Source organism: Crocinitomix catalasitica ATCC 23190 (assembly GCF_000621625.1).
GTDB lineage: Bacteria > Bacteroidota > Bacteroidia > Flavobacteriales_D > Crocinitomicaceae > Crocinitomix > Crocinitomix catalasitica.
The window spans coordinates 1-21579 of sequence record NZ_JHXV01000044.1; the positions used below are offsets into that span (position 1 = coordinate 1).

18 protein-coding genes are annotated in these 21579 nt (G+C 33.7%); 14 read left to right on the top strand and 4 right to left on the bottom strand.

The window, feature by feature from the left end:
* The coding region (locus T367_RS0117745; RefSeq protein WP_027421054.1) for a T9SS C-terminal target domain-containing protein at positions 1-542 on the top strand (542 nt) is incomplete at its 5' end.
* A 55-nt stretch (positions 543-597) separates the two neighbouring features.
* Here the strand turns inward: T367_RS0117745 and dacB are convergent.
* Positions 598-2067: a D-alanyl-D-alanine carboxypeptidase/D-alanyl-D-alanine endopeptidase gene (gene dacB, locus T367_RS0117750; protein ID WP_027421055.1), complete on the bottom strand. Its 1470-nt coding sequence runs from the start codon at positions 2065-2067 to the stop codon at positions 598-600.
* Positions 2068-2120: 53 nt separating this feature from the next.
* On the opposite strand from dacB, the gene asnB reads away from it, so the two are divergent.
* The 7 genes from asnB to uvrA are packed head-to-tail and all read left to right on the top strand — an operon-like array spanning position 2121 to position 12826.
* The gene (gene asnB / locus T367_RS0117755; protein WP_027421056.1) at positions 2121-3980 is read left to right on the top strand and encodes an asparagine synthase (glutamine-hydrolyzing); all 1860 of its coding nucleotides are present in this window, start codon (positions 2121-2123) and stop codon (positions 3978-3980) included.
* A gap of 52 nt (positions 3981-4032) precedes the next feature.
* Entirely contained in the window at positions 4033-5205 is a 1173-nt protein-coding gene (locus T367_RS0117760; protein WP_027421057.1) for a glycosyltransferase, read from the top strand.
* Entirely contained in the window at positions 5192-5989 is a 798-nt protein-coding gene (locus T367_RS0117765; RefSeq protein WP_027421058.1) for a polysaccharide biosynthesis/export family protein, read from the top strand. Before T367_RS0117760 ends, T367_RS0117765 begins: the two co-directional genes overlap by 14 nt.
* A gap of 6 nt (positions 5990-5995) precedes the next feature.
* Positions 5996-8344, top strand: coding sequence for a tyrosine-protein kinase (locus tag T367_RS0117770; protein ID WP_027421059.1), 2349 nt, complete (start codon positions 5996-5998; stop codon positions 8342-8344).
* Positions 8341-8889, top strand: coding sequence for a dTDP-4-dehydrorhamnose 3,5-epimerase (gene rfbC / locus T367_RS0117775; RefSeq protein ID WP_027421060.1), 549 nt, complete (start codon positions 8341-8343; stop codon positions 8887-8889). Before T367_RS0117770 ends, rfbC begins: the two co-directional genes overlap by 4 nt.
* Before the next feature lie 3 nt (positions 8890-8892).
* Positions 8893-9963 (top strand): MraY family glycosyltransferase, encoded by a 1071-nt coding sequence (locus T367_RS0117780; protein WP_157454297.1) that lies wholly within the window; start codon positions 8893-8895, stop codon positions 9961-9963.
* Positions 9964-10009: 46 nt separating this feature from the next.
* Positions 10010-12826, top strand: a complete 2817-nt coding sequence (gene uvrA / locus T367_RS0117785) for an excinuclease ABC subunit UvrA (RefSeq protein WP_027421062.1) — start codon at positions 10010-10012, stop codon at positions 12824-12826.
* Between the two features lie 1150 nt (positions 12827-13976).
* Here the strand turns inward: uvrA and T367_RS0117790 are convergent.
* The 3 genes from T367_RS0117790 to sucD all read right to left on the bottom strand — a co-directional run bounded on the left by T367_RS0117790 (position 13977) and on the right by sucD (position 16580).
* The gene (locus T367_RS0117790) at positions 13977-14873 is read right to left on the bottom strand and encodes an ATP-grasp domain-containing protein (protein ID WP_027421063.1); all 897 of its coding nucleotides are present in this window, start codon (positions 14871-14873) and stop codon (positions 13977-13979) included.
* On the bottom strand, positions 14873-15622 hold the full coding sequence (locus T367_RS0117795; RefSeq protein ID WP_027421064.1) for a DUF481 domain-containing protein: 750 nt from the start codon (positions 15620-15622) through the stop codon (positions 14873-14875). The genes T367_RS0117790 and T367_RS0117795 overlap by 1 nt, the downstream gene beginning before the upstream one ends.
* 79 nt (positions 15623-15701) lie before the next feature.
* Entirely contained in the window at positions 15702-16580 is an 879-nt protein-coding gene (sucD, locus tag T367_RS0117800; protein ID WP_027421065.1) for a succinate--CoA ligase subunit alpha, read from the bottom strand.
* 150 nt (positions 16581-16730) lie between these two features.
* On the opposite strand from sucD, the gene mnmE reads away from it, so the two are divergent.
* From mnmE to T367_RS0117820, 6 genes are all read left to right on the top strand, one after another.
* The gene (gene mnmE / locus T367_RS0117805) at positions 16731-18104 is read left to right on the top strand and encodes a tRNA uridine-5-carboxymethylaminomethyl(34) synthesis GTPase MnmE (RefSeq protein ID WP_027421066.1); all 1374 of its coding nucleotides are present in this window, start codon (positions 16731-16733) and stop codon (positions 18102-18104) included.
* A gap of 173 nt (positions 18105-18277) precedes the next feature.
* The gene (locus T367_RS25415; RefSeq protein WP_051568655.1) at positions 18278-18529 is read left to right on the top strand and encodes a hypothetical protein; all 252 of its coding nucleotides are present in this window, start codon (positions 18278-18280) and stop codon (positions 18527-18529) included.
* Positions 18530-18544: 15 nt separating this feature from the next.
* Positions 18545-19129: a tyrosine-type recombinase/integrase gene (locus tag T367_RS25420; RefSeq protein ID WP_084274484.1), complete on the top strand. Its 585-nt coding sequence runs from the start codon at positions 18545-18547 to the stop codon at positions 19127-19129.
* Between the two features lie 16 nt (positions 19130-19145).
* A complete protein-coding gene (locus T367_RS25425; protein WP_245593073.1) occupies positions 19146-19397 on the top strand; it encodes a tyrosine-type recombinase/integrase in 252 nt (83 codons plus the stop codon).
* A gap of 711 nt (positions 19398-20108) precedes the next feature.
* Positions 20109-20774 (top strand): response regulator transcription factor, encoded by a 666-nt coding sequence (locus tag T367_RS0117815; protein ID WP_027421067.1) that lies wholly within the window; start codon positions 20109-20111, stop codon positions 20772-20774.
* 145 nt (positions 20775-20919) lie between these two features.
* Positions 20920-21552 (top strand): response regulator transcription factor, encoded by a 633-nt coding sequence (locus T367_RS0117820; protein WP_027421068.1) that lies wholly within the window; start codon positions 20920-20922, stop codon positions 21550-21552.
* The last annotated feature ends 27 nt before the right edge of the window (positions 21553-21579 follow it).

Genomic DNA, 21579 nt, shown 5'->3' on the forward strand with positions numbered 1-21579 from the left:
CAACCCCAGGATTTTACATTACACCAAATCCAGCAACGGTATTGAATTCGCAAGTTGAATTGGTGAATATCAGTCCAAATCCAAATAGCTCATTCGAATGGCGCATGCCAAGAGGCGCCCCTGGTTATGCGGAGAATGATTCTTTAGTTACAGTAATTTATCCTCCTGAGGTTAACAATCACCGTGTTACAATGATCGAAACGACAGAATTTGGATGTTTTGATTCTGTTAGTTTAACCGTATACATTGAACGAGAGCATATCCTTTATGCGCCAAATGCCTTCACACCAGATGGGGACACTAGAAACAATACATGGCAAGTCTATGTGGACGGCCTTGATGTTTACGATTTTCATCTGACAATTTTCAACCGTTATGGCGAAAAGGTTTGGGAAACATACGATGTTAGCAAAGCTTGGGATGGAAGGTATGGCAATCAAGGCATCGTTCAAGATGGCACTTACGTCTGGATCATAGAAGCGAAAGATTTATCAACCGACAAACATTTTAGGTTTGAAGGAACAGTGAATGTGTTGAAATAGTATTCTGTTTTTAAATCAGGACTTGATATTTAACGCTAATAACTATACAACTAGATCAATAATTAGCCATTTTTATCATCAAAGTCTCAAAATATTTTTTGATTTGAGAACTAGAACAGCTGTGATTATTGATAATCATGGCATAGGCTAGTTTTTTACCTGATTTAGAATCTACATACCCAGCGTACGACTTTATTCTATTCATGGTTCCACTTTTACCATATACAATTCCTGCAGCAGAAGTGCCTTTGCCAATACTATACATTGTTCCACTTTTTCCAGCAACAGCCAAGCTCGCTTTAAATTTTTCGCCGTTACTAGATTTGTGCATATATGCTAATAAGTCTGTTAAAAACTTAGCAGAAACAGCATTCGATCTTGATAATCCACTTCCATCAGACATAAATAAACCACCACCAATTTTATTCTGCCAATACTTCTCACAATATGCTGCGCCACTAGCCGTACTTCCATAACCATATTGTTTTACTGAAATCTGACACAATACATGTTCGGCAAATAAATTAACACTTTTTTGATTAACTAAATTCATGATTGTTCCCAATGATGGAGATTTATTAATAAATATGGTTTTTACATCAGGTCGAACAAAAGCGGATTTTTTACCGAGTTCTCTTGCCGTTGTTGGTTTGAATTGTGTTTGGATGCCAGCATTGTTTAAAGCATAATCCAATTCAATTGCAAATAAATATTCAGGATCTGGTATGCTGGCCTTCACTTCAAAGTTAGCTTTAGCTTTAGGTATACTTCCTTGCACAAACCAGTCGAAAGAAAAAGGAGCACCATAAACGTATGCATTGTCTCTTTTAGAATTTGCAGATTTTACAGCATTCTGCACGAATAATCCAGGAATATGAGGTTCTATACATCTAATATGCGTTGAATCACCCGCGTTAGCGCCAGTTTCGAACTGTAAGCGACACATATTGTCAAAAACCGTTAGTCCTGCAGGACCAGCACCATAGTAATTGCCTAAATCTCCCCATACCCAACCTGCAGGAACACCATCATAATTATAAAGCGATCCGTCAGCAATAACTTTGCCTTGCACTCTTTTTATTCCAGCAGCTTTAATTTCATTAATCCATTCATTAAAAAAGAGTCTTTCTTCGTCATGTTTTGTGAAAAAACGAGAACCTAAAGTTGGATCGCCGCCACCAATCAAATAAATATCACCATTTAAAATGCCTGTAATTGTATCTAAATAACCACTATAAGCTATTGTAGTTTCAAATTTATAACCTCTACCTAGTATTTGAGTAGCGGTTGCAGTCGTAACTAATTTCATAGTTGATGCACTTGGAATACTCATTGTTCCATTGAAATCAGCAACAACTTCGTTCGTATTCATATCTTTAACATAAAAACTAAAAGCCGCGTTAGACAGACTGTTATTATTCATGATTAGATTGGCATAATTCTGAACACTATTATTAATCGCGGTTTGGCTGAATGTGATAGAACTGAATAAAACAAAGAAATTTAATAGTATGATTAGTTTCATCTGTGGTTGTATGGATTGATAAGCTTATATTTGTAGGACTAAAATTAGTTACTTTGTGCGGCATTCTAGGTATATGGCTTAAAAATAATTTAGCGGTTGAAAATCTCGCTAAAATGGATAATGGTGTTAAAGCCATGCAACATCGAGGTCCAGATTATCAGGCCGTAGATTTATATAAGAAATATGCCATTGGGCATGCAAGATTGTCGATTATTGATGTCGAAGCCCACGCCAACCAACCTTTTCATTCTAAAGATAAACGTTATACCTTAGTTTTTAACGGGGAAATTTACAATTACAAGGCACTCAAAAAAGAGTTGATTGAAAATGGTAAATCATTCACAACAGACTCCGACACTGAAGTCTTACTTGAATTATTAATTGTTGAGGGAAAAGAAGCTATTCATAAATTGAATGGTTTTTTCGCATTCGCCTTCATCGATCATCAAAAAGAAGAAATATTATTGGTACGCGATAGGTTAGGGATAAAGCCTTTGGTTTATTATGAGGACAAAGATTACTTTTTGTTCGGGTCGGATTTATCAAGTTTTTTTGAATTCAATATTGATAAAACAATTGACACAACTGCATTAAACTATTATTTCGGTTTAACCTATGTTCCAGCACCTAAAAGTATACTTGAAAATGTGTCTAAATTATTGCCAGGAGAGCTGCTAATAATTAATCATTCGGGTCTAAAAAAAGAAAAATATTATTCCATTGACACGACAAAAGAGATCGTAGTAGAATATGAAGATGCCCAATTAAAAGTTAAAGAATTATTAGAGGCAAGTGTTCGGTTGCGATTGATAGCTGATGTTCCTTTGGGATGTTTTTTAAGCGGTGGGGTTGATTCTTCAATCATTGCGGCAATTTCAGGCAAGTATAAAAAAAACATAAAAACTTATGCCATAGGTTTTGATCATCCTTATTTTAATGAGTCGGGTTATTCAGAAACGGTAGCTAAACATATTGGATCTGATCATCAAACATATATGTTGACCAAGGCAGATTTTAAAGCCAATTTTAGTGCTTTTTTAGATGCCATAGACGAACCTTTTGCTGATTCATCAGCGTTCGCTGTCTATATGCTTTCAAAAAAGGTAAAACAACATGTTACCGTAGCACTAAGTGGTGATGGTGCTGATGAATTATTTGGAGGCTATCGGAAACATTTTGCGGAATTCAGGTTGCGTAAAATGAATAAAACTAAAAAACGTGGCATTAAGGGGATTGCCTTAATTATGAGACCACTTAAATCGAATCGCTCAGATAGATTAGGTGAACTAAATCGTAAATTACAGAAGTTAGCTTTGGGACTCAAGTCTGCTGAGCATCAAAGATATTGGGGGTGGTGCCAATTCATCGATTTAAAAAGCCGAAAAAAATTACTAAAGTATAATACTACTGAAAACATCAGTACTTTGAATGGTTTGGATTGGAAAAATCTAAATTCAATTTTGTATGCAGATCAGACATTGGTTTTGCCCAATGATATGCTTAAAAAAGTTGATCTCATGAGTATGGCATCATCATTAGAAGTACGTACTCCATTTTTAGATCATCATTTAGTTGAATATGTGAATTCGTTACCGGCTGACTTTAAGATTAACCAAAAAGGGGGGAAACAAATACTGAAAGATGCTTTTTCTGATTATTTGCCGGCTGAAATTTTTTCTCGATCGAAAAAAGGATTTGAAATTCCTATTTACGATTGGTTAAGCGAAGAAATAGGAGAGATAATGAATGGACCATTATTTACAGCCGAATTTGTTAATAATCAGGGATTATTTAACTATGAAGAGATACGAAAATTGAAGAACGATTGGGGAAAAACTAATTTCGGTGATAAAATCTATATTATTTGGGCACTCATAGTTTTTCAACATTGGTGGAATCGATTCATTAAATAATTCAAAAAATAACTATTTTTGCCGTTTAAACGCTTGCAAATATTGACTGGTCATGATTAAAGTTCTGCGAATTATTAATAGATTCAATTTAGGAGGGCCGACTTATAATGCTACCTTTTTGACAAAGTTCCTTTCAGACGATTTTGAAACCATGTTAATTGGAGGTGGTCATGAAAAACACGAAGGTGATTCATTGTTTATTACTGAGAAATATGATGTCCATCCTATTTTAATTGACTCACTTAAAAGAGAAATTAATTTCAAAGATGATCGAAAGGCGTATAAAGAAATTCGAAAAATAATTAGAGAATACAAACCGGACATTGTACATACGCATGCATCTAAGTCTGGTGCTATCGGTCGTTTAGCGGCATATAAAGAAAACGTGCCTGTGATTATACATACTTACCACGGTCATGTTTTTCATTCGTATTTTGGTAAAGTTAAAACCAAAATATATCAGAAAGTTGAACAATATTTAGCGAAAAAATCGGATAAATTAATTGCCATTTCTCCAATACAGAAAAAGGAATTAAGCGAAATTCATAAAATAGCAGATCCGAGTAAATTCGAAGTAATTCAATTAGGCTTCGATTTGTCTAAATTTCAGGAAGAATGGGAAGAAAGGCGAATGGCTTTTAGACAAAAGTGGAATTTAGCTCTAGAAGACATTGCGATTGGTATAATTGGACGCGTTACGGCCATTAAGAATCACGCAGGATTTATCGCTTCAATAGATTATTTAGGAGCGCATACGACGAAGAAAATCGACGTATTTATAGTCGGAGATGGTGATTTGAGACCGTCAGTTGAATTACTTGCCAAAGAAGTTGAAAACAAATATAATCACATCAATATCCATTTTACATCATGGATTAAGAAAATAGAGTTAATTTTGCCAGGATTAGAACTTGTTTGTTTGACATCTTTAAATGAAGGAACGCCAGTTAGTTTGATAGAAGCACAAGCCGCAAATAGACCGGTAATATCAACTAATGTAGGAGGTGTAAAAGATATTGTACTAGAAGGGGAGACGGGAATTGTTGTTGATACCTTTAGTACAGACGAATATGGAAAAGTATTGTTAGATTTGGTCGAGAATAAGGAAAAATTAGCAAATTTAAGCAAATCAGGTTGGGATTTTGTCAAAGATAAATTCCACTATAGTAGATTGTGTAACGATTTTGAGAATTTATATAAAGGATTATTAGATGAAAAAAAATAAAATTGCGTCAAAGATATTTTTATGCTTAGGTGTCTTATTTTTAACAAGTTGTGGTATTAATAGTAATTTAATGCTTAAGACGCATAAAGAATACGAGTTTGCGTCATTAGATAGCACTAATACCACGAAAGAAGATTATCAAATTGATGTAAATGACATCGTTCAGTTTAGTGTCTTCACAAATAAAGGACAACGAATTCTAGACGCAACAGCATCTCCAGAAGGAGGAGCAGGGAATCAAAACAGACAAATGTTTAGTTCTAATAATTCATTAAGTTATATTGTTCAAAGCGACTCTTTAATAAAATTACCACTAATAGGGCAAGTAAATATCGTCGGAAAAACCATTCGAGAAACTGAATTATATTTCGAAGAAATTTATGACGCTTATTATGTAGATGCTTTTGTTCAGGTTATGGTTACGAATAAAAGGGTAATAGTTTTTCCAGGTAATGGAGGAGATGCTCAAGTGATCTACTTAGCCAATAACAATACAACATTACTAGAAGCAATTGCTTTAGCTGGAGGAATTACGGAACGAGGACGTGCTTCAAAAATTAAATTGATAAGAAAAAATGACGAAGGTAAAAGAGATGTTTACCTTGTAGATCTATCAACAATTGAAGGTTTAGAGTATACCGATCTTTTGGTACAAGCAAATGATTATATTTACGTTGAACCAGTAGCGCAATTGAGTCGTGAGATACTAGCCGAATTGGCACCGATAGTATCAATTATCTCAAGTGCAGCACTAGTCATAACAGTAATTAACAGCTTTCAATAGTATTAAGTGAGTACAGACGATTACGAAAATAGCGCGTTGAATAAACAATTTGATTTATCAATTGTAAAAATTGTGCTTAAAAAAAACTGGATTGTCTTTCCTGTACTTTTATTAATTGCCCTCTTTATTTCTTTTATTTATTTGCGATATACAAAACCGCTCTATGCTTCCGGTGCTGTGATTCAAAGAAGTGCACAAGATGAAGGTAAACGAATTCTTGACATCGAAAGTTTTGAAAAAGAAGGGAGCTTATCTGAAGATGTAGAATTGTTAAAATCGACATTCCTTTTAGAAAAGGCATTGCGAAATTTAAACTTAAATATTTCTTACTATTCTGAGGGACAAATTCTAACTGAAGAGAAGTATCTGCTGTCATCTTATCATGTTAATTTATTAACGCTTAAAGATTCATCTCTAATTAATCAACCCATTAATGTAAGTTATGATAATGGTAAACTTTATTTATCCTATTCAATCAATAATGTTCTACAAAAAATAGAGGTTATTGAAGATCAATTGATTGATAATGAGTATTTTTCATTATATTTTAAGATAAATAAAGCCAATATTTTCTATGATGTTATTGAAGATAATTCCCTTTATTTTATTATCAATGACTATAAAAGTTTAACCAATAGGTTTCACCCTAATCTTAAGGTATATATTTTAAATCCTGAAGCTAAAACAATACAGATTTCGTTTGAAAGTAATAGTTCTAGATTGGCAACAGATGTCGTAAATTCAGTGATCAATACATTTTTTCAATATGATATTGATAAAAAAAGTGAGAGCTCTGCAAATATTTTGAATTTCATTAATAGCCAGTTGGATACCGCTTTTATTCTGTTGAAAGATTCTGAAGTCAAGATACAAACCTATAAAGACAGCGGTAATGTAAGTGATCCTGGACTTGTTACGCAAAATGTGCTCAATAATATTAATGATTACCAATCGGAATTACTAGAATTGGATTTTAGTATTGAGTTGATCAGAGAGGTTGAGAATATCGTTTCTAAAAACGAACGTTTAGAGATATACCAATTAATTCCTGCTGTAAGTGGAACTAGTTTTGAGAATTTACTTGTAGGTGAATTGGAAGACCTACATCAGTTATTGATTGAAAAAGAAGATGTTTCATACAATATTACAAGTGAAAATGAAATAGTCAAACAATACAATAGAAAAATAAAAACAAAAGTTTTGAATATTAAACGGGTTGTTGGATCAATTCGAGATCAGCTTAAGTTTAAAAAGAAAAGTATTCAAGAAAGAGTGAATCAGTTAGAAGGAAAACTTTACGGTATTCCGAAAAAGGAAATGGAATTACAGCGTTTGAACAGGATGTTCTCTTTGAATGAAAAATATTATTCTTTATTGATCGAAAAGAAAACACAATATTCAATTTCAAAAGCAGGTTACACAACTTCTAATATGGTGTTACAGGAGCCAACATCTGCGGGACTTGTATCTCCAAATAAAAAGTTGATTTATGTCGCTTCAATCGTATTCGCTATTCTTTTGAGTTTAATCTATTTGATTATTAAATACTTGAAGTTTAATGAGATTCAAACGCCTGAGGAGTTAAAAAAATTATTACCATCCCAAATTGGCTACCTGGGTATTGTACCTAAGATAGAAACGAATGCTGAGAATTCTTTATTACTTGTACATAAAGAACCTAAATCTGTATTGGCTGAGAGTTTCAGACATATTCGTTCTAATCTTCAGTTTGTATTCAAAGAAAATCAATCAAATATTATAGCAGTTTCATCAACTATTTCGGGAGAAGGTAAAACTTTTGTAGTGATCAATATGGCTGGAATTTTTGCACTTTCAGGTAAAAAAGTTTTGGTCTTAGATCTTGATTTAAGAAAACCTAAAGTACATCTTGGTTTTGGTGTGGAGAATGGCGCAGGAATGAGTTCTGTTTTTGCAAGAAAAGAAAATTGGAAAAACTGTATTAGACATAGTGAAATTGAAGGTCTCGATTTTATTACTGCAGGTACAATACCGCCGAATCCCTCTGAATTAATAATTGGAGGAAATATCGATAATCTATTCAATGAGTTTAAAGAGGAATACGATATTGTTATTGTTGATAACCCGCCAATAGGTATAGTATCAGATGGTATAGGAGTGATGAACAAAGCTGATTGTCCGATTTATATTTTTAGAGCCAATTATTCGAAAAGAATTTTTGCCAATCGAATTAAAGAACTGTATGAAGTAAATAAAGTACAAAATTTATTTACTATTCTAAATAGTGTTGATACTAAGAATAAAAGTTATGGTTATACCAATGGCTATGGCGATTATTTCGACGAGACTAAAACTAAAAAGATTTTCAAAAAATGACGATTAATAAATTTGAGATAGAAGGTGTCATAGAGATGACTCCTCGTGTTTTTGAAGATGATCGAGGCTACTTTTTTGAATCGTTTAACCGCAAACAATTTAATGAAATTGTAGGTCAAGATATTTTATTCGTTCAAGACAATCAATCGTTTTCAACGAAGCATGTTTTACGTGGAATGCATTTCCAAAAACCACCTTTTGCGCAAGGAAAACTGGTTAGAGTGACGGCAGGAAAGGTGCTGGATGTTGCAGTTGATTTAAGAAAAAAATCTGCAACTTACGGTCAACATGTTAAATGTATCCTATCTGCTGAAAAGAATAATCAATTATGGATTCCAGAAGGTTTTGCTCATGGTTTTTTAGCGCTTTCTGAAAATGCAACATTTGCTTATAAATGCACCAATTACTACAATGCAGAAAGTGAAGGCAGTTTAAATTGGAACGATGAAGATTTTGCCATTGATTGGGGAATAAATGAAGCGCCGATACTTTCGAGTAAGGATTTAGGAAATGAGTCCTTTATTAATTTTAAAAGTCCATTCTAAATTGTGAGAGAGTCCCTTAGTTCAATTTTGACGAGTTTAATATTTTTTGGCGGAGCATTTTTTCTGTCAATAATCATCAATATATTCTTCCTGAAGTTCTCAAGAACACTTGGCATCCGCCATAAAAATCATTTAAGCTTAAGATGGAGTCCTGACTCAAAACCTTCGTTGGGAGGTATTAGTTTTTACATCACTTATTTGATGTGCTTCATGTTTTATGCGATACTTTTTGGTGAAGCGGATGTCTTTCAGAATAAAGGTCTTTTAGGTCTGTTCTTTAGTGTTTCATTGGCCTTTCTATTAGGCTTGTCGGATGATGCTTACGATACCAAACCAATAATTAAACTATTAACGCAAATTGCTTGTGGTTTCTTACTGATTATCACGGGGAATTCAATAGAAATTTTCGGGTATGATATTTTGAATCAGATTTTTACAATTGTCTGGGTTGTAGGGATCATGAACTCTATCAATATGCTAGATAATATGGATGGAATCGCAACAATAGCTTCCATCTTTATTCTACTTACAATCTTAGGAATCTCCATTCCGTTTAAATTGATTAATAATGTCGACTTCTTCTTAATGATCGCCATTTTAGGTTCGTTGGTGAGCTTCTTAATTTTTAATTGGAATCCTGCAAAGATGTTTATGGGAGACACGGGGTCGCAGTTTTTAGGTCTGTTTTTAGCTTTCTATTCGATCAAATATCTTTGGAATTCAGGCGTGGAGATCGGGGACTATTCAATTTTTTCAAATCTTACCTTGGTTTTAATTACATTTAGTATTCCAATTATCGATACTACTTTCGTATCGTATCGACGAATTGCAGCAGGTAAATCTCCTATGATCGGAGGTAAAGATCATACAACACACACATTAGTTTATAAAGGGCTTACTGACAAGCAAGTTGGTTACGTGTTCATTATCCTTGGATTGATCGCTAGCTTATTAGCAATCAATGTAGCAAAGTTTATTCCAAACGATTCTTTTGTGCTGATATTGATATGGATCTATGTAATTGCCTTGTTGTTGGTCTTGTTTAAACTGATTAAAAAAGAGGACAAAAATTAATTATTTCCTTTCTTAATGACTAATTTCATGCTTTCTTATTTAAAGTATGCAAAGAGGTAGTTCACAAGAAGAGTTTATAGAAATTTACGGAGCAAAGGAACATAATCTAAAGAATATAGATTTAAAAATTCCGCGGAATAAATTAGTGGTTTTCACTGGTTTGAGTGGGAGTGGTAAATCATCTTTAGCTTTTGATACAATTTTCGCCGAAGGTCAAAGACGTTATTTAGAAACTTTTTCTGCTTATGCCCGCCAATTCTTAGGTGGACTAGAGCGACCGAATGTTGATGAAATTCTAGGTTTAAGTCCTGTGATTTCAATCGAACAGAAAACGGTGAATAGAAGTCCGCGATCGACTGTTGGAACAGTAACGGAGGTGTATGACTTTATGAGACTGTTATTTGCAAGGGTTGGTGAAGCCTATTCTTACAATACAGGTGAGAAGATGGTGAAATATACCGATCAGCAGATTATCGAGTTGATTCTAGAACGTTTTGAAAATAAGAAGATTGTAGTACTTGCACCAAAGGTTAAGGGTCGTAAAGGTCATTATAGAGAGCTTTTTGAACAAATTTTAAAATTAGGTTTCTCAAAAGTTAAAGTCGACGGCGAAATAAAGGATGTTGTGAGTGGAATGCGACTTGATCGTTATAAAATTCATGATATTGATATCGTGATTGATCGCATTCATGTTACGGCTGAACATAGGAATAGAGTAGCGGAAGCTGTGAAGACTGCCTTAAAAACAGGGCAGGATGTAATGTATGTCCAAGATTTTGAAACGGACGAAACAACACAGTTTAGTCGATTTTTAATGTGTCCTACAACAGGCATCTCTTATGTTGAACCTGAACCTAATTTGTTTTCATTTAACTCGCCTTACGGTGCTTGTCCTAAATGTAATGGCTTAGGAACAATTTCTGAAGTTGATTTAGATAAAGTAATTCCAGATCCTAAAAAATCGATTAAAGGTGGCGCGATTGAACCTTTGGGTAAGCTGAAGAATAATTGGATCTCTAATAAAATAGAAACAATCGTTACTGCATTTGGTTATAAAACTTCTGATGCAATCAATAAAATTCCTGAGGAAGTCATCAATAAAATTCTGTACGGTTTTGAACAAGTACTTGAAATTGATGGGTTAAATAAAGACTTTTCATTCGAAGGGTTAACGAGTTTTATTACAAGGCATTATGAAGACACGCCTTCGCCTGCAGCAAAACGTTGGATGGAGAACTTCATGAATAAAATGACTTGTGATAATTGTAACGGATCAAGGTTGAAAGCGGAGGCGGATTATTTTAAAATAGCAGACAAGAATATTGGTGAACTGGCGAATTCGGATTTGTCTGAACTACATGAGTGGTTTAGTAATGTCGAATCAAAATTGTCAGCGAATCAAATGAAAATAGGGAAGGAAATACTCGTTGAAATTAAAAATAGACTGAGCTTCCTAATCAATGTTGGATTGCATTATTTGAATTTGAATCGTTCTTCGAATACCTTATCGGGTGGAGAAGCACAACGAATTAGACTGGCAACTCAAATTGGTTCTGAATTGGTGAATGTACTTTACATTCTAGATGAGCCGAGTATTGGATTGCATCAAAGAGATAATTCTAGATTAATAACATCTTTGAAGAAATTGAGAGATGCCGGAAATTCTGTAATCGTTGTGGAACATGACAAGGAGATGATGGAAGAGGCTGATTTTATCGTCGATATAGGTCCTAAAGCTGGAATTCATGGTGGAAGAATAGTTCAAGCGGGCAAGCTAAAGGATTTGGTTAGTGGTGAAAGTTCTACCGCTGGTTACTTGAATGGAGATTTAAGTATACCAATTCCAGAGAAGCGTAGGAAGGGGAATGGTAACTTTTTAAAGTTGATTGGAGCAACTGGGCATAATTTGAAGAATGTTACCTTAAAAGTGCCCTTAGGCACGTTGACGTGTGTCACAGGGGTGAGTGGAAGTGGTAAGTCTTCGTTGATCAATCATACGCTTTATCCAATTTTGAATGCGCATATCTACAATGGTGTTAAAAAACCATTGCCATACAAGAAGATTGAAGGTTTAGAACATTTAGATAAAGTGATCGAAATTGATCAATCGCCAATTGGTCGTACACCGCGTTCGAATCCAGCGACTTACACGGGGTTGTTTGGAGATGTTAGAAACTTATTTGCCAGCATAAACGAATCTAAAATTAGAGGGTATAAAGCGGGTAGGTTTAGCTTTAACGTGAAAGGTGGCCGATGTGAAACATGCAGAGGCGGTGGCGTAAGAGTAATTGAAATGAACTTCCTTCCAGATGTTTATGTTGAATGTGAAGAATGTCAAGGAAAACGATATAATAGAGAGACTTTAGAGGTTCGATTTAAAGGTAAGAATATCAACGATATTTTAGAAATGACAATCGAAGATGCTGTGCCGTTCTTCGAAAATATTCCGAAGATCAGTAGAAAATTAGTGACTTTAAACTCGGTTGGACTGGGGTATATTAAATTGGGGCAACCTTCAACAACAGTCTCTGGTGGTGAAGCGCAACGAATTAAATTGGCGACAGAACTATCAAAGAAAAGTACAGGGAATACGTTTTATATTTTGGACGAACCTTCAACAGGTCTGCATTTTGATGATATTAAAATGTTGTTGACTGTTTTACAAAGATTAACAGATGAAGGGAATACTGTTTTGGTGATTGAGCATAATCTCGATATTGTGAAAGTTGCCGATTATATCATCGATATCGGTCCTGATGGCGGAAGAGATGGTGGTGAAATTGTAGGAGAAGGAACGCCAGAACAATTCGTTAAAAAGTATAAAACTGAGACTTCTCGATATTTAAAGAATGAATTGAAGTAAAATTGATTAAATTCTTGTATTAGAATGTTTTAAACGTTTAATTTATTTTTATTTTTTTTAGTGGATTTTTCAAAAGAGGGAAAGAAACAAAAGTTAAACAAAGCATAATCTCAAACTAAAATCAGCATTAAACAAATCAGCGATCATCTGCGGGAATCAACATACTTCCACACATCAAAACACAATATCTGCGGTGATCTGCGGGAACAATAACCTCCTTCAGATCACAATGTAAGAGAAAAAGAAAGCTCACTGATTTCTCAGATTACCATAGAACCGAAGTAGTCGAATAGTTGAAAAGACAAAAAAGGGAAAGAAGCAAAAGTTAAACAAAGCATAATCTCAAACTAAAATCAGCATTAAATAAATCAGCGATCATCTGCGGAAATCAACATACTGCCACACATCAAAACGCAATATCTGCGTTGATCTGCGGGAACAATAACCTCCTTCACATCACAATGTAAGAGAAAAAGAAAGCTCACTGATTTCTCAGATTACCATAGAACCGAAGTAGTCGAATAGTTGAAAAGACAAAAAAGGGAAAGAAGCAAAAGTTAAACAAAGCATAATCTCAAACTAAAATCAGCATTAAATAAATCAGCGATCATCTGCGGAAATCAACATACTGCCACACATCAAAACGCAATATCTGCGTTGATCTGCGGGAACAATAACCTCCTTCACATCACAATGTAAGAGAAAAAGAAAGCTCACTGATTTCTCAGATTACCATAGAACCGAAACAGTCGAATAGTTGAAAAGATAAAAAAGGGAAAGAAGCAAAAGTTAAACAAAGCATAATCTCAAACTAAAATCAGCATTAAACAAATCCGCGATCATCTGCGGGAATCAACATACTTCCACACATCAAAACGCAATATCTGCGGTGATCTGCGGGAACAATAACCTCCTTCAGATCACAATGTAAGAGAAAAAGAAAGCTCACTGATTTCTCAGATTACCACAGAACCGAAGTAGTCGAATAGTTGAAAAGACAAAAGAGGGAAAGAAGCAAAAGTTAAACAAAGCATGATTCCAAACTTAAATCAGCATTAAACAAATCAGCGATCGTCTGCGGGAATCAACATATTTTCACATAAAAAAACGCGAGAACCGCCAAGCTAAGTTGAAGGAAGGGCGTCTTAAATCAAAAATAATTCTTCTTAACAAATTCAGCCAATTGAGTTGATGCATTTGGATAATTTCTAAACCACAATTCGGGCTCAATTAATTCAATTTCACCGAGTATTAATTCCATTTTGTCATTCCACATTAAATCAACTCTTGCATAGGCTGGAAGTGTAGGGCAGGCCTCAACAATTGCAATTGCCAATTCCTTTTCCTCATTCGATGGTGCGTATAGATGCGTCGTTCCTCCAAAATCATCTTGCACACGGAACTCTCCTTCTTGGGCCAATTTTAAAATTGCATGTGAATATTCGCCACCAATTACAATATGTGAAACCTCTCCATGAACTTTGATATTCTCAATGAATGGTTGAAGCATCATGTCTTCGTTTTGAAGCAATTCAGCAAGAACTGATTCATGTTGTGAGATATTTTCGGTGTCTATTAGATATGTATGTCTTCCAGCGCCAGAAACTGTAGGCTTTAAAACCATTTTGGGCCAGTTTAAAGACTTTTGTAAGTCTAAAAGTGTCATTGTAGACCCTTGTTGAATAATATGTGTGTCAACGATAGGAATTCCTTTTGTTTGAAGATCTAGAAGATATTTCTTATCGAAGTTCCATTCTATTAATTCGAATGAATTGATCAATCTTGTTTTGTGTCTAATGGCGTTGAGCCAGCTTTTGAATTCCTCAAAACGATCAAAATAATCCCAAGTTGTTCTGAATAGGACTGATTTGGTGTCATTCCAATCAAAATTAGGGTCAGCCCAATCCTTTTTAATGGCTTTTAAGTTTTGTTCTTCAAGTGCCTTAACAATAAGAGCATCTTCTTTAATGACTTGCTTGCTATACCAATCTGGTTCGTTAGGCGCAATATATTTCTCTTGGGTTAATATAACGACATCGTATTTCATTAGAATGTGAAGTTTAAAGCGTTTTTCAGAACGTAATTTGTTTTTCGAATGCCTTCTCTATCTCTGCTGTCATGTGTGAGACTATAAATGACTCTAAAACTTAAGTTTTTACTGATTTGGAATCGTATACTGGTTTCGTTCGCTAATCTATAGGTTCCGTAATTGGTGATTTTAGGTTGGAAATAAGTGATTGTATTTATACCAACATTCTCAGAAAATTGTCCATCAAAAGACAGATAATTAGCGCTTAAAAGATCATTTGTACCGACACCAACCAATAATTCTTCATATTCCGCCATTAATCCGGTGCCTATATTCAATTGGAATTTTTCTCGATCGATAATATTAAAGCGAAAGCCAGTGCCTAAAAGAAAACGCAAATTGATTTCTTGTATTTTATTGAATTGAATTTGTTGGTAAGCTTCGTATATAAAACGACTCGAATCTTTAATGTGATAATTATATCTTAAATGCTCAAAACCATTATTAATAAACGATTCATCATCAGATTTGATCAAGTTTTGATCGCCAAGTAGTAGAATTGAATGTCTTTTTTTATTGTAAACCACATGAAGCTTACCTCCAATTTGAATTAATGTATTGGTATTGACAGATAGATTGACGTTAAGACCAAGTCCACCAGAGAATCCATCAGCATCAGCTGAAAGACGTTTATTCTCAATATTTACAATTTGTGCAAAATTCGCAATACTAAATAGCAGGAAGAGGGTAGATAATAGGAATTTCATAGAGATAATTTTAGCTCATAAAAAACCCTTCAATTACAAAGTAAAAGAAGGGTTTTAATATTATAAAGAGAGTGATTGCTTACGCTTTTACACCAATAACTTCAGCCATTTTCATTCCGATATGCGCTGGAGAATCAACAACGTGGATTCCACATTCTCTTAAAATTCTTTTCTTCGCTTCAGCAGTATCATCTTCACCACCAACAATTGCACCAGCATGCCCCATTGTTCTACCAGCAGGAGCAGTAACACCAGCAATAAATCCAACTACAGGCTTAGTTCCGTGCTCTTTAACCCATTTTGCAGCTTCCGCTTCAAGGTTACCACCAATTTCACCAATCATTACGATACCTTCAGTTTCTGGATCAGCCATCAATAATTGAACAGCTTCTTTAGTTGTTGTTCCAATAATTGGATCACCACCAATACCGATTGCAGTTGTAATACCTAAACCAGCTTTTACTACTTGGTCAGCTGCTTCGTATGTTAACGTTCCTGATTTAGAAACAATACCAATATTTCCTTTTTTGAAGATGAAACCTGGCATAATACCAACTTTTGCTTCATCAGCAGTAATTACACCTGGACAATTTGGTCCAATTAATCTACAATCATATTGTGCGATGTAATCTTTTGCTCTAATCATATCTGCAACTGGAATTCCTTCCGTGATTGCAATAATTACTTTAATACCTCCATTTGCTGCTTCCATAATCGCGTCAGCTGCGAATGCAGGTGGAACGAAAATAATTGAAACATCAGCACCAGTCGCCTTAACAGCATCTTCTACAGTATTAAATACAGGTTTGTCTAAATGTGATTGACCACCTTTTCCCGGTGTAACACCACCTACAACATTCGATCCGTACTCGATCATTTGTCCGGCGTGGAATGTACCTTCACTTCCCGTAAATCCTTGAACTATTATTTTTGAATCTTTATTTACTAATACTGACATAGAATTTCTTTTAACTTTTGCGTCCCCAAATTTATACTTTTGAAATGTTATACCCAAATAATAGCTCGTAAATTGTACATATATTTTTTTGATCGAATCAAAAACGCGCTGAACCAGCTTAAATTCAATTCTACTGCTTAATTTTGTACCATGAATTTTCAAAACCAAGATGACACGATTTGCGCTTTATCAACTGCAGCAGGAATGGGTGCAATAGCACTAATTCGATTAACAGGAGATGCTGCTTTTGCGATTACTGAAAAGGTTTTTACAAAAAAAATCACTGATAAAACAAGTCATACCGCTCATTTTGGTAAAATAATGGATGGTAAAGACATTATTGATGAAGTTTTGGTAACTGTTTTTAAGAATCCTGCATCTTTTACAGGTGAAGATAGTGTTGAGATCGCTTGTCATGGTTCTATTTATATTCAAGAAAAGATTCTTGCTCTATTATTAGACAATGGAGCACGATTAGCTGGTCCTGGAGAATTTTCTTTGCGTGCTTTCTTAAACGGGAAGATGGATTTATCACAAACTGAAGCGATTGCCGATCTAATTTCTGCCAACTCTAAAGCTGCACACCAAGTGGCAATGCACCAAATGCGTGGAGGTTTTAGTGAAGAGATTAATGTATTAAGACAAGAATTATTGAATTTTGCGTCATTAGTAGAGCTCGAATTGGACTTTAGTGAAGAGGATGTTGAATTTGCAGATCGCCAACAATTGGTCGACCTTGTGAATAAAGTAGCGGCTAAAACAAATAGCTTGTTGGATTCATTCTCTTTGGGGAATGTGATTAAAAACGGGATTCCAGTCGCAATTGTTGGTTCGCCTAATGCAGGTAAGTCAACACTGTTGAATGTTTTATTGAATGAAGATAAAGCTATTGTTTCAGAAATAGCAGGAACAACAAGAGATGTAATTGAAGATACGATTGTTTTAAACGGTGTTGAATTCAGATTCTTCGACACAGCTGGCATTCGAATTACTGATGATAAAATTGAGAATTTAGGAATAGAAAGAGCTTATCAGCAAATAAGAAAAGCACGAATTGTATTGTTATTGATCGATTTGAAAGAGGCCAATGCTAAAGATATACTTAAAGGATTAGAAACTTTCCGTGATAAAACAATAAGCGAGGAACAGATATTCATTCCAGTTTTTAATAAAATTGATACAGTTGATTTAAAGGAATATGCACTTTTAAAAGAGGAAGGTCTTTTCATATCAGCAAAACACAAAACAAACCTTCCCGATTTAATTGCCCGATTAACGGAAACCGTAGCCGATTTCGGTGAAGAGAATCAAACCATCATCACCAATGTGCGTCATTTTGAAATCTTGAAGAAGTGTAAATTATCACTCATCAAAGTAGAAGAGGGGCTCGAATTACAAATCCCAGGCGATCTTTTAGCCATGGATATTCGCGAGTCTTTAAGGTTGTTAGGTGAGATTACTGGAGAGATTACAAGTGATGATTTGTTAGGGAATATTTTTGCTAATTTTTGTATTGGTAAGTGATCGCATCAATATGTACGATGTTTAATCTATCTAAATGTACTGTTAATTATATATTTGTATAATTTGTATCTTTTGATTGTTTAACACAAAATTTGATTTAGTTTGTGTTTTTTTGATTACTTGTGTGTTGTATTTGCATTCTAGGATTCAATAAACACATAAAAACACAAATCATGACAATTAAAATTAGGGAGCGGAAGCCTAAAAACGGTCAAATTAGACTCTATCTTGAAATATATGATCCAAAGTCTAATAAAAAACGCACCTCGAAGTCTTTAGATTTGTACTTGTATGAAAAGCCTTCAAGCTCACAAAAGAAAAGTAATAAAGAAGCTAAAGATGCAGCTGAGAAGATAAGATCGAAAATGGTTATTGATTTGGCACTCTCAAATAATAATTTAGCAGAGTTGAGTGAGGGGGATTGATCAGATGTTGATTTCATAGATTTTTTTGAAGAACAAACCAATAAACGATATGGAAGTAAAGGGAATTATGGAAATTGGGATGGTGTTCATAAATATTTATTGAAATTTTGCCCAGAAGGTATTCCAATAAATCAAGATGATACTAAGTGGTTGAATACATTTAAAGATTACCTTCAGAATACGGCAAGGACAAAAAGCGAGACTAAACTTTCACAAAATTCACTACACTCATACTTTAATAAAGTCAAAGCTTGCCTTAGAATCGCATTCAATGAAGAATTGATTCAGAAAAACCCTGCTGATAGAGTTAAAGGTTTCAAGCAAGGCGAGGTCAAAAGAGAGTTTTTGATTTTTGAAGAATTAAAAAAAATAGCTAAAACTTCTTGTGGAATTCCTCAATTAAAAACGGCTTTCCTTTTCAGTTGCCTGACTGGTATACGTTGGTCTGATATAAATAATTTATTGTGGAAAGATTTGCAATATTCTGAAACGAGTGATTATTGGTTTCTCCGGTTTCGACAGCAAAAAACAAATGGGGATGAAACTTTACCTATTCCTCAACAAGCAAGAGATTTAATTGGAGATAGGAGATCTAAATGAGAAAATTTTCAAAGGGTTGAAATATAGCGCATGGCACAATCTTAAATTACAACAATGGGTAATGAAAGCTGGTATTTCTAAAACCATAACTTTTCATTGCGCGAGACATACCTATGCCACTCTTCAATTGACGCAAGGTACAGATATTTATACTGTTTCAAAATTACTTGGACATCGAGAATTAAAAACTACACAAATTTATGCACAGATAATAGATCAGAAAAAAGTCGATGCAACAAATGTAATTCCAAAATTTAAAATTGATTAGAATGCTTGAATTTAAGAATAATTGATTCTAGAATTAAATTTGATTTTAAATACATTATACAAATATATAATGCTTTTAAACTAGTTTAAAAATATTCCGGATAAATGGATTGTTAAATTAGCATTCAATTTTTCTTATTTATTAAATTGTACTGTAAAATAATTAAAGGATTAAATTTGCACATTTGTACAATTATTTAGCCAATTTAGTTGTATATTTATAATATGTACTAACGCTAATAATGGGGCGGTTTTTATCGTCTAACATGCTAATATCTGTACGCTCGAGGGGATATATTAATAGAAGTTATATTTTACGAGTAGTTTTATTTAAATTGTTAATATGTTATCCTAAATGAATCTAATGATTTTTATTAAACTCAATAGGTTGATATATGGATTTAGATTCGACGTAAGAATCAATTACTATTGTGATGCGTTTTTTTTTAATAAAACTTTACATTGTATTGATAACGATTGCTATATGATTTTATAGTTTTTTTCTCGGCTAAATTCTGTCTGTCAAGAATTGATTCCGCTGCATTAATTGCTAAAATTTATAGATGTATAATAAATATATTAGATTTTTGGTTAGGAGCAAACGTAAATTTTTTGATTTAACATTAAGTGTTTACACTGAATATTTTAATGTTGAAATTACGTAAACTTGCTTCAGTAATATACCCAAATTAATACCTAACCCAATTTAGCTATGATACGTATTGCAATTATTGACACTTGTCGTTTTTTTAGAGTTTCTTTTACATCCTTTCTAAGCTATGATCCAGAATTTATCGTTGAAACAGATGTTTCAACGATAAATGAAATTCCAATTAATTTTAATTATCAATCAATTGATTTGGTGATTTATGATCCCTCGAGCTCAAGAAAGGCAGATTTTCAAGAGATTCAGAAAAAATTTTCCAATGCAAAGGTTATCATACTTTCATTTGATGCAAGCAGGAAAAATGTAATGGAATTTATGCATGAAGGAATTTCGGGTTATTATTCAAAAGATGATTGTCCAAATCAACTAAATAAAACGATAATAGAATTAGCTAAGAGTGTAAATTATGAGGAGATTCGATTAGGAGCAGTGGTGAGACAAAAACTTATAGCTGATCGGGGTAGTATTTTAAAAAGGAAAATTAATTTATCAAGGAGGGAAATAGAAGTATTGAAATTGGTCTGTTTGGAAAAAACTAACGCAGAAATATCATCACTACTAAACCTTAGTATCAGAACAATTGAATCTCATAGACGAAGAATGATTGAGAAAGCTGATTGCCGTAGTATAATTGGTGTAATATTAAGTGTTTTGGATGTTGATTCAGAAAGTTTACCAATTAACTTACAACAAGTAAGTCAAGTATCGTAATAATTATTTATAACATTATAAAAAACGTTCTTTTTTTCTCGGATTAATAAGCTAATTAACGATAAAAATTAATTTTCCGTTCAGTGTTAATACTGTTAAAACCTAATATTATTTCCAGTATAATTGTCACTAAAATAGTATTTGAATGTCAATAAGAGTTGCTGTAATTGAAGATGATGAAATTTTTCGTGAAGGATTAGTTAGTTGTATAAACTCCTTTCCCGAATTTGAAGTTGTAGACAATTTTTCAAGCTCTAACATTACAAACTTCTTTACTAATTTTAAAAACATTTCAAAACTTAAGTTGGTCATAATATGTCCACCAAGTGATTTTGATAGGTTCGAAAAAATGTTAGATTTAATAAGCCCATTTTACGTTTTGATTCTAACAAATACACTTACTAAAAGGAGTCTGTTAAAAGCAATGGAAATTGGCGTTGCAGCCTTTTATACTAAAAAAATATCTAAAAGTGAATTACACAAAATAATACTGGAATTATCAGGAAATAAAACGTTTACTGATATTAAAATGAATATTGGCGTTAAATACGATTTATCGAAAGGTACTTTGGACGATGTTTCATTTACAAATCAAGAATTTGAAGTACTAGAGTTAGTATGTGAACAAAAAAACAGTATTCAAATAGCTGATTTTTTAGATGTAAGCATACGTACGGTGGAATCTAGAAAACGTAGTATGATGCGAAAGACCAATAGCAAAAATATGATAGGCGTCGTGGTCATATATATCAATTATTTGAACCAAATAAATTTGTAAAATCCAATCTTATTAATCTTCGAAAAT